13 protein-coding genes are annotated in these 12941 nt (G+C 48.4%); 7 read left to right on the forward strand and 6 right to left on the reverse strand.

From position 1 onward, the window contains the following. Positions 1 to 119: 119 nt before the first annotated feature. The 3 genes from G3352_RS07900 to G3352_RS07910 all read left to right on the forward strand — a co-directional run bounded on the left by G3352_RS07900 (position 120) and on the right by G3352_RS07910 (position 1792). Complete coding sequence (locus tag G3352_RS07900) at positions 120 to 491, forward strand: CidA/LrgA family protein (RefSeq protein ID WP_063567332.1); 372 nt, start codon at positions 120 to 122, stop codon at positions 489 to 491. Then, positions 488 to 1168 carry a CidB/LrgB family autolysis modulator gene (locus tag G3352_RS07905; protein WP_163755495.1) on the forward strand — a complete coding sequence of 227 codons (681 nt, stop codon included), beginning with the start codon at positions 488 to 490 and terminating at the stop codon, positions 1166 to 1168. The genes G3352_RS07900 and G3352_RS07905 overlap by 4 nt, the downstream gene beginning before the upstream one ends. Positions 1169 to 1273: 105 nt before the next feature. Next, positions 1274 to 1792 carry an AbrB/MazE/SpoVT family DNA-binding domain-containing protein gene (locus tag G3352_RS07910; protein ID WP_163755497.1) on the forward strand — a complete coding sequence of 173 codons (519 nt, stop codon included), beginning with the start codon at positions 1274 to 1276 and terminating at the stop codon, positions 1790 to 1792. A gap of 181 nt (positions 1793 to 1973) precedes the next feature. On the opposite strand, the gene G3352_RS07915 is transcribed toward G3352_RS07910, so the two are convergent. Then, complete coding sequence (locus tag G3352_RS07915; RefSeq protein ID WP_163755498.1) at positions 1974 to 2360, reverse strand: DoxX family protein; 387 nt, start codon at positions 2358 to 2360, stop codon at positions 1974 to 1976. A 420-nt stretch (positions 2361 to 2780) separates the two neighbouring features. Here G3352_RS07915 and G3352_RS07920 point away from each other — a divergent pair, with 420 nt between their 5' ends. Further along, positions 2781 to 3068, forward strand: a complete 288-nt coding sequence (locus tag G3352_RS07920; RefSeq protein WP_062321783.1) for a winged helix-turn-helix transcriptional regulator — start codon at positions 2781 to 2783, stop codon at positions 3066 to 3068. Between the two features lie 114 nt (positions 3069 to 3182). Here G3352_RS07920 and G3352_RS07925 read toward each other — a convergent pair whose 3' ends face one another. The 5 genes from G3352_RS07925 to G3352_RS07945 form a co-directional block, all read right to left on the reverse strand. Further along, positions 3183 to 4187, reverse strand: a complete 1005-nt coding sequence (locus G3352_RS07925; protein ID WP_163755500.1) for a Gfo/Idh/MocA family protein — start codon at positions 4185 to 4187, stop codon at positions 3183 to 3185. A gap of 68 nt (positions 4188 to 4255) precedes the next feature. Then, positions 4256 to 5914 carry a glycerol-3-phosphate dehydrogenase/oxidase gene (locus tag G3352_RS07930; RefSeq protein ID WP_163755502.1) on the reverse strand — a complete coding sequence of 553 codons (1659 nt, stop codon included), beginning with the start codon at positions 5912 to 5914 and terminating at the stop codon, positions 4256 to 4258. 393 nt (positions 5915 to 6307) lie between these two features. After that, a complete protein-coding gene (gene glpK, locus G3352_RS07935) occupies positions 6308 to 7795 on the reverse strand; it encodes a glycerol kinase GlpK (protein ID WP_163755504.1) in 1488 nt (495 codons plus the stop codon). 23 nt (positions 7796 to 7818) lie between these two features. After that, positions 7819 to 8397: a glycerol-3-phosphate responsive antiterminator gene (locus G3352_RS07940; protein WP_163755507.1), complete on the reverse strand. Its 579-nt coding sequence runs from the start codon at positions 8395 to 8397 to the stop codon at positions 7819 to 7821. Between the two features lie 258 nt (positions 8398 to 8655). Further along, positions 8656 to 9423: a GTP cyclohydrolase II gene (locus tag G3352_RS07945; protein WP_111619439.1), complete on the reverse strand. Its 768-nt coding sequence runs from the start codon at positions 9421 to 9423 to the stop codon at positions 8656 to 8658. 322 nt (positions 9424 to 9745) lie between these two features. On the opposite strand from G3352_RS07945, the gene G3352_RS07950 reads away from it, so the two are divergent. The 3 genes from G3352_RS07950 to G3352_RS07960 all read left to right on the forward strand — a co-directional run bounded on the left by G3352_RS07950 (position 9746) and on the right by G3352_RS07960 (position 12865). After that, positions 9746 to 11020 carry an ABC transporter substrate-binding protein gene (locus G3352_RS07950; RefSeq protein ID WP_163755509.1) on the forward strand — a complete coding sequence of 425 codons (1275 nt, stop codon included), beginning with the start codon at positions 9746 to 9748 and terminating at the stop codon, positions 11018 to 11020. A 129-nt stretch (positions 11021 to 11149) separates the two neighbouring features. Further along, entirely contained in the window at positions 11150 to 12016 is an 867-nt protein-coding gene (locus G3352_RS07955; protein ID WP_076287712.1) for a carbohydrate ABC transporter permease, read from the forward strand. 21 nt (positions 12017 to 12037) lie between these two features. Then, on the forward strand, positions 12038 to 12865 hold the full coding sequence (locus G3352_RS07960; protein ID WP_072733733.1) for a carbohydrate ABC transporter permease: 828 nt from the start codon (positions 12038 to 12040) through the stop codon (positions 12863 to 12865). Positions 12866 to 12941: the final 76 nt, after the last annotated feature.

Here is a 12941-nt window from a genome sequence, read left to right on the forward strand (position 1 = left end):
AACATTCTTAATATGCATTTTACTCATGAAAGAATGCGATGTAAAATTTGTGATATCAAGTGAATCATTTTCATAAACAACTCAAAATCATCACATTCATTATACAAGGAGGGATTGAAGTGAAGAAATGGGGCCTTGGCATTTTGCAAGTTGCGCTTTTGATGGCCTTTTCACTGCTCATGGACCAGTTGGCCCGTGCTCTCCATCTACCTGTACCAGGTTCCATACTCGGCATGATCGTGCTGTTTATTTTGCTTCAGACCCGAGTCGTGAAGCTGCGCTGGATCGAAATTGGAGCTGCCTGGCTGCTCGGTGAGCTGCTGCTATTTTTCATTCCGTCAGCCGTTGGCATTATGAACTACATGCCCATGCTGGAGCAAGACGGACTGCAAATTCTATTTATTGTTCTGCTTAGCACGTTTCTCGTCATGGCCTGCACAGGCCTTGTTGCCACCCGAATCGCCAAACGAAAGGAGCGTCACACCGGATGATTGGATTCCTCTGTCTCTTGTTAACCGTCGGTATATACTTGGTCGCCAAACGCATATATCGTAACCTGCCCAAAGTGTATCTGTCTCCGCTGCTGATTACGCCGCTTCTTGTCGTCGGTGTGCTGCTCGCAACAGGTACGGATTACGCAGCCTACAGCAGTGGTGGTAAATGGCTAAGTTTGCTGCTTCAACCGGCAACGGTGGCCTTCGCCATACCGCTCTATACGTTTTTCCATGTACTCAAAAAACATATTTCCGAGATCGTCTTCAGCGTTATGACGGGCTCCGTCGTGGCGGTCCTCTCTTCTGCCCTGCTCGCCAAATGGCTGCGCCTGGACTCCGGACTCATTCATAGTTTGATCCCTAGATCAATCACGACCCCTATTGCGATGAATGTATCGGCTACCATTGGAGGCATTCCGGCGGTTACAGCGGTTTTTGTCATCATGACCGGTCTGCTGGGGGCAATTATGGGGCCATCCATTGTGAAAATGCTGCGTATCGATGGTGAGATTGCACGTGGAACGCTGCTTGGAACCGGTGCCCACGGAACAGGCACATCCAAGGCTTTTGAGCTCAGTTCACTGACAGGAACCATCTCCAGTATCTCCATGGTACTGGCCGCATTGTTCACATTAGCGGTTGCACCCGTGCTATCCAAACTTATTTTCCCATAATAGATGGAATTAACCCTATTTCTTGAAATATTATTGTTGTATTAAAGCCCTTTCTTCCTTACAATAAGGACAGGTTTTAATTGTGAATATTGCGGGGGAGATGCGATGAAAAGAACCGGAATGAAGAGATCTCTGGACCGCCTTGGACGAATTGTCCTTCCCAAAGAAATGCGGGATACGATGGAAATCCATATCGGCGATCCGCTCGAGTTTTTCATTGAAGGGAAAGAGTTGATTTTGAGAAAGTACAAATCAACATTGTGTATTTTTTGCGGTGATGTGGATACGGAAATGTATTTCAAAGAGCAATTCATCTGCCGGACTTGTGCAATTCAATTAAAACACCCGGATGACACTCCCGAATGGTTCGTTCCTCAGAACAAACAGGCTCCTGCACCCGTGGAGCGTCCTGCTACCGAATCCGCCACAGTCTCGTCTCCCACTTGGGAAGAAGGGGCTACAGCTGCCAACCAAGAGTATCCGGACCTGCGGCCGAAGACGGCACGCATGCTGCAACAGATGAAGGAAATTGTTGAACAGAATCCCGGTTTGGCTCAACAGCAAATTGCGGAAAAGCTTGGCATTAGCCAAGGACGCGTCTCCCAACTTAAAAAACTACTATAATAGGAATTTATTCGATTATTTATAATCAGGAGACCTTCCGTTTCAAGAAGTCCCGTTGCAAGAGAACCCTTTGAACTCCGTGGGTTCTTCTTTTTTTTGAGAGATAAATCATAAAAAAGACGACTACCGCTTAATCACAGTGGTCATCTTTTTCAATATTCTTTAATCCAGCGTGTAACTCTTAGACCTGCACGAGATCCATATCCATTTCTTCTGCTTCCAGTTTACGCATCCCCATAATAAGAACGACAATGTTGGCAACCAGCAACACCGCTGGGAAAGGAACAGCTGCGTATTGTCCATAAATTAGATGGCTCCCCACAGCCCCAATCAGAATAAACGTCAGTACTCCCGAAGCCAGAATACGAGTACGAGGAATCAATAGACCCACCGCACTGAGCAGCTCTACTACACCAATGAGATACATCGTCCATGTAGGATAGGAGAAACCTTCGAAAGTCTGTACCATCATCTCTGCTCCACTAACCTTGTTAAAGCCTGCCATTACAAACATACCTGCAAGCACAACCAACGCAATATATCCCAAAATTCTTATGCCTTTGTTCATATGTATAATCCTCCTGAAAATGAATGTCCATATCCATCTGTTTTATAAAAAGCAATCTATGTAAAAGTTACAACGTAACTCTATTTTTAAAAATGGCAGTTTGCACTGCAAAGTTGGTATGTGCTGATATTATACATATTAATAATCATTAACTTACTTTTATGAAGTGAGTATATAATAATAACATTATTTATTCAAGTAATTTTTTGACGAATAGTGTATAATACATACAAAAGGTATGTTACAGTACATTTTGTAGTAACATGTTTGACTTCATTGTCCCTTACTTTGGTCAGAGCGGCAGAAAGCCACGCACTTTTATATATACGAGGAAATCCATCACTACTTACTTGAATCGAGGTGAACACGTTGAAGCTGAGAAAAGTAAAATCACCAAGTCCCTGTCTCATTACGCAAGCCATGGATATCATCGGTAAGAAATGGGTACTGCTCATCATGTACCAACTGTTATCCGGACCCAAACGATTCACAGAGCTGGAAGCTGAAATGGCGATTAGCGGTCGGTTGTTATCCGAACGTCTGAAGGAAATGGAAATGGAAGGTATCGTAACCCGCCATATGTATCCTGAAATTCCGCCTCGCGTAGAGTATGAATTGACGCCCAAAGGCAGAGCTATTGAACCCGTCATTAATCAGATTTACAACTGGTCCTCAGACTGGTTGAAACAGCAGCAGTCTACTAAGTAGCCAGATTCTGATTCATGTACAACACAAAGACGCCTGAATTGAATTGATCTTCGGATCAGTCCAGATTCAGGCGTCTTTTTCACGCGTTTATATTTCTGTTTACGTCATAAAGGATTAATGCGAGAGGTGTTTGGATGGCTGAAGCTGCACCGGCAATCCCGAATCTGCCGAAACCAAGGCCGCCGTTGTAATTTCCTGTGTACGGCAGGCATCCGCATAATCTGACAATATCCGTGAACGATCTCCGGTACGAAGGGCGTGAATGAACGCTTCATTTTCCCGCTCATACGGGTTATGCCCTGCAGGAATCTCCAGACCTGCCATCGCATGAGGGGCAGCACTTGGCAGAAGAAGACGTTCAGGTGTCCAGTCCCATACTCCGGCATCCGTGTAGAACTGGAGCCCCGCACCGCCCTCACCATCTGGCAGCAGGCAGGTGTTAGCAATGCTTGCGATCGCTCCACTCTCCAACTTAAGCGTTACATTCGCCACATCAGCTACCGTGACATGCTCATGCTTTTCATGCATACTGCGTTGGGCCGCTACAGCGTATACCTCTGTCACTTCACCAGCACAATACCGCAGCAAATCCACGATATGGGTCGTCTGTTCCACAAACTGTCCCCCGGAGCCTTCCTGGCGACGCCACCAAGCGACTCCCGGCATTCCGCCCATCCAGCGTCCAAGCGCCATGCCGACGGTCTGCTCTTTCATCGCTTCTTTCAGTACCTGTGCAGCCTCCTGATAACGGAAATGATAACCTACCGATGTCAACAATCCGGACTTCTGTACCTGATCCAACAACTGACGAGGAATATCCATGCCTGTACTCAGCGGCTTTTCCACCAGGAACGGGATACCCCGACGAATCAATTCAGCTTCAATCAATCCATGAGACATCGGAGGAACACAGATATAGACTGCATCCAGCTTTTCACCATCCAGCATATGTTCAAGTTCACCGTAGCCAACAGCATCATAGACGGAAGCCATTGCCTCTGCCTTCTCCAGCGTTGTTCCGCAGACAGCTGCTACACGAACGCCTTCCATTCGTGCCAGAATATCTGCATGTACCTTGCTGAACCAACCTGTTCCAATGATTCCGATCTGTAAAGTCATAGATGTAAACCCCTCTCCTTGTTACACGCTTACATGTTCCATTCGACCCCCAGATGCGAAATCCTGCATTACATTTTGCCCGATGCTTCCATGAGCAGCTGATCCAGTTCATTCGCAAACCGAATCGCTTGCTCCTCCCGCCAATCCAGGTGTTCAGCCATATACTGAATAACCACTGCCTTATACTGGCGGACTTCATCAATGCGGAAAAACAGGTCTCCGGTGCGTCTCACAAAAAAGTCTGCCGGTGTCACAGCCATCTCCTCGTCAATGGCATAACGCAGCATTAGCAGCAGCTCCTGTGACATACCATGCAGGTCGGCCTTTGTCCGCGGATCAGGCATCCGTTCGTACAGTGCGTCCACATTGGAACCATACACTCTGGCTAATCGTTCCGCAGTAGATCTGTCGAGTCCAAGTGCTACCCCATCCTTAATCTTGCGTTCAGCATACGCACCAAATCCGGCGGAACCACCAACATGGCCTCCAGAAATCGGCATCTTTTTCGTAATACATGGTCCAGCGGATCTCCCCGTCTCCTGCTCCAATTGGCGGGAAGCCAGATCAACAACCATCTCTGCCATCTTGCGGTACCCGGTCAATTTTCCCCCGGCAATCGTGATCAACCCCGAAGGGGCTACCCACACTTCATCCTTGCGCGAAATTTCGGAAGGCCCTTTACCCTCCTCATGGATCAAGGGACGTACTCCAGCCCAACCGGACTCCACGTCCTCAGCTCGAATTCGAACGTCCGGGAACATGCCGTTGACGGCATCGATGACATAATCCCGGTCTGCCTCAGAGATTAACGGGTGTGCGGGATCATCTTCAAAGACGGTATCTGTGGTTCCCACATAGGTTTTCCCATCCCGCGGGACAGCAAAGACCATTCGTCCATCCGGTGTATCAAAATATACAGCCTGCCTTAACGGGAAACGTGTACCGTCGAATACCAAATGAATACCTTTCGTCATCTGCAACGTTTTGCCTTGGCGCGAACCATCGATTTTGCGCAGCTCATCCACCCATGGACCGGAAGCATTAATCACCTTGGTTGCCCGCAAATCATAAGATTGACCGCTGATCTGGTCCACAGCCTGAATTCCGGTAATGACCCCATTCTCCTTCAGGAATGCTGCTGCCTTCACATAGTTCACTGCCTGTGCGCCGCGCCGCACCGCTTCCTTCATCACTTCAATGGTAAGCCGGGCATCGTCCGTTCGGTATTCCACATAACGTCCACCACCCAGCAGTCCTTCCTTGCGCAGCAAAGGCTCACTGTCTGAGACGGCACCGGCATTTAACATTTGGCGTCGTTCACTACGCTTCACTCCGGCAAGCCGGTCGTACACCATCAGACCAATGGATGTGCTGAAGCGTCCAAAGGTACCCGCCGTATAGATGGGGAGCAGCATCGGTTCGGGTGTTGTTACATGCGGCCCGTTCTCATACACCACCGCCCGCTCCCGTCCCACCTCAGCCACCATTTTCACTTCAAACTGCTTCAGATACCGTAGACCGCCATGCACCAGTTTGGTCGAACGACTGGATGTGCCTGCCGCAAAATCCTGCATTTCTACCAGTGCTGTCTTCAATCCGCGGGAAGCTGCATCCAGCGCAATCCCGGCTCCCGTGATTCCCCCACCAATAATCAATATGTCAAAATGTGCATTCGCCATCCGATCCAGATATTCGGTTCGTTTTTCCGCTGAGAACGATGTTGTCATCCCGATTCCTCCCATTGATTACCTCTGTTTTACCCACAAAAGCACAAAAAAAAGACCACGTCATTCGCTTCAGCAATTGCTGAGCGGTACGTGGTCTCTCCCGATCTCCAGACATCATTTTTTTAACTTGTGACTTAATCCTATCACACATTTAAGGCGGCGTGAAGGCCTGAAATGACACATTATTCAAAAAAATTTCAAAAAGTTGTTCTGCCTGCGGATGGAATTTCAAACTGATCCACTAATCATTTATTTTTCCTTATAGTGGGTATATGTTTTCTCTTCTCCAGGAAAATAAACCCTGTAAGTTATGCATCATTTCCCACCAATAAATATCATTTATTGTAGAACTTTATCGAAAAAGTACAAATACCCATTTGAAATTTAATCCACTCATTTGAACACCATAGCTGCCTTCACTGCACGTTGCCACCCTGCATACAGTTCTGTACGCTCTTCTTCAGCCATAACCGGCTGGAAGACACGTTCCGTATTCTCGTGATTCGCCAATTCATCCGCGCTATTCCAATAGCCTACTGCAAGTCCTGCCAGATAAGCCGCACCTAATGCCGTCGTTTCGTTCACATTGGGGCGCTCCACAGGGATATTCAGAATATCACTCTGGAATTGCATCAGAAAATCATTGGCCGCCGCTCCCCCATCTACGCGCAAGGCATTCACTGGAATACCTGAATCGGATTCCATTGCCTCCAGTACATCCTTGGTCTGATACGCCAGTGCTTCCAGGGTTGCACGGATAAAGTGTTCTTTGGTCGTTCCTCGCGTCAAACCAAACACTGCTCCCTTAACCTCACTGTCCCAGTAAGGGCTTCCCAGACCTACAAATGCAGGCACCATATAAACGCCGTCTGTAGAGGGTACACGTGCCGCATAGTCCTCACTGTCTTTTGAGGAACGAAGCATCCGTAAGCCGTCACGCAGCCACTGTACCGCCGAACCTGCGACAAAAATACTGCCTTCCAGCGCATACTCGATTTTGCCATTAATGCCCCATGCAATAGTTGTAATCAGGCCATGGTTGGATTGTACGGGTTGTTCACCGGTATTCATGAGCATGAAACAGCCGGTGCCGTACGTATTTTTCATGCTTCCCTTTGTATAACAGCCCTGGCCGAATAATGCCGACTGTTGATCTCCTGCTGCTCCGGCAATCGGAATCCGATGGCCAAAGAAATGGTAGTCAACCGTATGTGCGTACACCTCGGATGAACCGCGCACTTCTGGCAGCATCGCTTTGGGAATGTCCAAGATATGCAGCAATTCATCATCCCATTGCAGATCATAGATGTTGAACATTAATGTGCGGGAAGCATTGGATACATCAGTGACATGAGTACCACCGCTCAGCTTCCAGATCAGCCAACTGTCGATTGTACCAAACAGAAGCTCACCATTCTCTGCACGCTCTCGGGCACCAGGCACATGATCCAGAATCCACTTCACCTTGGTCCCCGAGAAGTAAGGGTCAATGAGTAAGCCTGTTTTGCGATGAAAAAGGTCACCCAGTCCCTTCGCCTTCAACTCATCACAAATATCAGCCGTTTGTCTGGACTGCCAGACTACTGCATTATAGATGGGCCGGCCCGTTTCTTTGTCCCATACCACAACCGTTTCCCGCTGGTTCGTAATGCCGATGCCGGCAATCTGGACCGGCTTGATTCCACTTTCGGCCAGACATGAAGCCATCACTGCCAGAATGGAGCTCCAAATTTCATTGGCGTTCTGCTCCACCCATCCCGGCTTGGGAAAGTACTGCGGAAATTCCTGCTGTGCGATATGCACTATCTCACCGCTCCGGTTAAACAGAATAGCCCGGGAACTCGTCGTCCCCTGATCTAGGGCCAGTATATATTTTTCCATACAGACAACCTCCTGTTGTGGGATTACTGCTTATATTCTGTATGCGATTTCTTGTAGTGCTGAATCAGGTCCATGTTGGAAGTGGTTACTGCGGTAGCTCCGGCTTCCAGCGCCAGTTCAACCTCTTCCGTTGAGCGGATCAACCCACCTGCAATAATGGGTATACCTGTCCGTATGGATACTTCTGCAATAATATGCGGGATAACACCGGGCAGTACTTCAATATAATCCGGTTGGGTCTTGGACAGCAAAAGATAACTTTTCTCCAGCGCATTTGTATCCAGCAGGAAAACACGCTGAATGGCTGTAATCCCTTTCTGTTTCGCCTTCTGAATTACACTGGCCCGCGTCGAAATAAGCCCTGCCGGACGAATATGCTGGCATAAATACTCTGCGGCATATTCATCGTTCTTCAGCCCCTGCACCAGATCGGCATGCAGTACTATTTTCTTGCCACGTCGCCGTGCTTCTTCCAGCAGACTATGAAGCTGTGCAATATGCGTATCCAGCATAACCCCATAGGTGTAAGGGCCTTCAATCATTGCTTCAAACTGCTTCATGCTCTTGGCAGCCGGTAACACATACTGTCCCTCAAATGGCACCTTCGTTCCTCCCGCATAAATCAGATGCCTATATTGTATAGTTCGTATGCCATGAACGGCAAGCAAAGTCAGGTCCGTCAGATTAATTCTTGGCGTGAGACGGGGCCGTTCCATTCTCTAAACTTAAAAAGCTGTTCATGTTTACCCCAGAAGGAGCATACACAAACAGCTTAAATTGTCCTGTCTATTGGACAGTATGACAAACAGGCTTTATGCCAAAATCATATTGAACGATCGATCGGGATCGGGATCAACCTTTTAGGCTTGGGCGTGTGGAAGCAAGGTCTCTTCACCAGCCCATGCATCATTTTCTGCCAAGTGACCCGAACGGCTCACTTTGGTCTGCAAATATTTTTCGTTAAAGGACGATCGATCTCCCCACAGTGGCACACGTCCACCCACATTCAGTCCCGCTTCCTGCAAAGCAGCGAGCTTGCGTGGATTGTTGGTGATCAATGTAACGGGAGCTGTACGAAGTGCCCGCAATACGGCAATGGCATCATCATAATTACGAGCATCGTCTGTAAATCCAAGTTGCAGGTTAGCATCAACGGTATCCAGACCTTCCTCTTGCAACAGGTAAGCCATCGCTTTGCTGAACAGACCGATGCCACGGCCCTCATGGTTTGCCAGATAGAAGAGTGCGCCTGCTCCATGGGCAGCAATCATCTTCATCGATTGCTCCAGTTGGAAGCCGCAGTCACAACGTTTGCTGCCAAAGATGTCGCCTGTATGACAGATGCTGTGCATCCGAATCAGCGCTTCCTGTGCTTCGGCAAACTCACCGTACACCAATACGCTGGATTGCTGACGTTCAGCCAGTTCGGCGGTAGCGAGAGATTCAATCAGCTCGCGGCTTTCCATAGCTTTCTCCGATTTCATCCAGCTGTACCACTGGAAGGTATGTGTCTCACCATCCAGATTCACCGGAAGTTTAATCGGCCCAACGAGGTAAATGAATTCTTTTCCACTCGGAAAAGTCTGAATTTTGGGGGCAAGCAGTTGAATAATATGTGAATTAATCATTAGTAATTTCCTCCTGTTAAACCATCTTGGTTATGAATTGATTCGCATCCAGACGTAAAATGGATCACTGGATTGCATATCATACGTATCTATATTATTGTCATCATCATTAGTTACTTTATGTAAGCAAGTTTAAAATAAAAATTATATTGTGTCAAGTAACTTTTGTTTTTAAAGTAACTAATAAATTTATGATACGTAACCGACACAAATTTGTGTTTCATTTCAGGAATATTGGGTATGAGTTTATAAACTGCTCATACACTTATGTTGTAGTCCATCGCACTTCATGCCTCGAACTTAACGATGAGGGGGTTATCACATGATCCGCCGGAAAAGAACATGCTGGACAGCCATTCTGCTAGTCTGTGTCATGCTGGTGAGCGGATGCTCCATATGGCCGGGACAGAACGATTCATCGAGTAACAAAAAGGTAGCGCTTACATTGTGGTACTGGAATCGTTCCATCGATGATAAGCTGATTGCCAAGGCCAAGGAAAAGTTCCCCAATATTGAACTGACCGCCCAGAAAATCGGTGGTGATTTCAAGGCAAAACTCAAAACGACACTCGCTGCGCGCTCAGGTGAGCCAGACATTGTCGCATTGAACGATTGGATCATGGAGCTCTTTCCCAGCGAGGACCGTTTCTATAATCTGTATGATCTCGGCGCAGGTGACGTCGAAGACCAATATCTGGATTGGAAATGGAAGCAAGGCGTTACACCGGGTGGACAAATGATCGGTTTCCCTATGGATACGGGACCGACAGCCCTCTTCTACCGTGCAGATCTATTTAAAGAGGCCGGATTGCCTTCCGAGCCTGAAGAAGTGGCTCGTCAGATCAACAACTGGGATGCCTATTCTGCTGCAGGAGAAAAGATCAAGGAGAAGTTCGGAGGCAAGGTATTTCTAACCGACAATATTGGAACCGTTTACAATCAAGTGTTATCGCAAGGAACCGAACGGTATTTCCGTCCTGACGGCTCGTTTATCGGCATGGATTCTCCACTCGTCAAGCAGAGCTGGGATACCGCCGTATCCTTCAAGCAAAAAGGGCTGCTCGCTAATGCAGACGGCTGGACCCCTGGCTGGAACGCAGCGATGAATAATGGTGAGATTGCTTCCTTTGTGGGAGCCGTCTGGATGAAGCAGGTACTGCAGGAAGCCGCGCCGGATACTTCTGGCCAATGGCGAGTCACTCGCGCTCCTGGTGGAGACGGCAATAACGGTGGATCATTCCTGTCCATTTTGAAGTCAAGCAAACATCCAAAAGAAGCGTTCGAAGTCATCCAGTGGCTGCAAAGCCCGGATAACCAGCTTGAACAATATAAGACGTTGAACCTGTTTCCTTCGGCACCTGGTGTGTTCGATACACCGGCGATGAAAGAAGAAGAACCCTTCTTCGGCGGACAGGCAACAGGGCCTGTATTTGCCGAATCGGCACAGCATGTGCCCGAGGCTTTCTTTGGTGAACGATACCCTTCGGTGCACAACATCATTACTCGGCGGCTGAATGATATTGCGAAGCAAAATGCCAACCCGGAGCAGGTCTGGCCTGATACGGTTCACCGTGTTGAGCGGGAGTTACAGCGTTAATTCAGACACTCTAATGAGATGGCAATCCGCAAAGGAGGAATTCATATGGCTGTAACCGAACCTCGCCTCACTCCGGATCAGGGGAAGGTAAGTCCGGATTTGGATCGGCAGAAATCACTCTTGTCCCGGATGTGGGAACATCGTGCACTCTATGTAGCGATCTCCCCGTTTTACATTCTGTTTGCCGTGTTTGGACTGTTTCCAATCGGTTTTTCCTTATATCTGGCCTTCCACAAATGGGATGGCATTGGTGTGATGACCTATAACGGACTAAACAACTTTAAATATATGCTGACCGATGCTGAATTCTGGCAAGCGGTGGGCAACACGTTCATGATCTGGATTTATTCCACCATCCCGATGCTGTTCTTTGCCCTAATCATTGCGTTTCTGCTGCATGCACCTTTTGTGAAGTTCCGTACGCTGTTTCGGGTGGGTTATTTCCTGCCGAACGTGACGTCCATCGTGGCCGTCGCCATTATCTTTGGTGCCCTGTTTGCCAACAACTACGGGTTTCTCAACTATCTGCTCCAGTCCGTCGGGCTTCCAGTGGTGGAGTGGCTGAACGCGCCATGGGGCATCAAAGTGGCAATCTCCTCCATGGTGGTCTGGCGCTGGACAGGATATAACGCAGTCATCTATCTGGCCGGACTTCAGAGCATCCCGCAGACATTGTACGAGGCTGCCAAGATTGACGGGGCATCCGGGATACAGTCTTTTTTCCGAATTACGATTCCAATGCTGCGTCCCGTCATTCTGTTCACTGTAATCACATCAACGATCGGCGGCATGCAGCTATTCACCGAGCCACAAATTCTCGTGGGTAACGATGGCGGCGCAGGTGCAGCCGGGATGACCATTGTATTGTACCTTTACCGCGAATCTTTCATTAATAACTACTTCGGCTACGGTGCTGCGGTTGGTTGGGGCATGTTCCTCATTATCGCCCTGTTCTCGATTGTGAACTGGAAGCTCGTTCAAGGCAAGTCATCCTGATGTGACAAGGGGGGAGCGCTCATGACGTCCAAATCTCTCAAATCGCTGGTGTTGTATATCGGTCTTATCGGGGGCATGCTCATTTCCATGTTCCCGTTCTATTGGCTGATTGTAATGTCTACCCGGACGACGTCCGACATTTATAAGTTCCCACCTCAGCTCTGGTTCGGAGGCGAACTGTGGAATAATATCAGTCGGGTGCTTCAGCAGATTGACTTCTGGGGCGCATTCATGAATACGTTGTTTGTGTCGGGCTTGGTGACGGTACTGGTACTGTTTTTTGATTCACTGGCAGGGTTTGCGTTTGCGAAGTTTGAATTCCCGGGTAAAAAATGGCTCTTCGTCCTGCTGCTCGCCACCATGATGGTGCCTTCCCAGCTGTCGCTGGTCCCTTCCTTCGTGCTCATGGCGACGTTCGGATGGGTCGGTTCCTTCAAAGCCCTCATTATTCCGGGCATGGTGAACGCCTTCGGCATCTTCTGGATTCGCCAATATGCCACGGAGTCCATACCGAATGATCTGCTGGATGCCGGGCGCATCGATGGCTGTAATTTTTTCCGGCTCTATTGGAATGTAGCGTTGCCCATTCTGCGGCCTGCGTTTGCTTTCCTCGGTGCGTTCACATTTATTGGCGTATGGAATGATTATCTCTGGCCCCTGATCGTCCTGACGGATGCACGAAAGTATACGCTGCAGATTGCGTTGTCTCAATTAAACGGACTGTACAATACGGATTACGCGATGGTTATCGCGGGTACATTGCTGGCTGTTATTCCGCTGATCGTAATGTTCCTGTTCATCAGCCGCCAGTTTATCTCCGATATTGCCGCAGGAGCTGTAAAGGATTAGGGATAGCGCATTTTGATCCATCCCTCAAGTCTGATATTCTTATCTATAGATAAATACCAGATGCCATATAAGTTGG

The sequence above is a fragment of the Paenibacillus sp. ALJ109b genome, assembly GCF_010747435.1.
Lineage (GTDB): Bacteria > Bacillota > Bacilli > Paenibacillales > Paenibacillaceae > Paenibacillus > Paenibacillus taichungensis.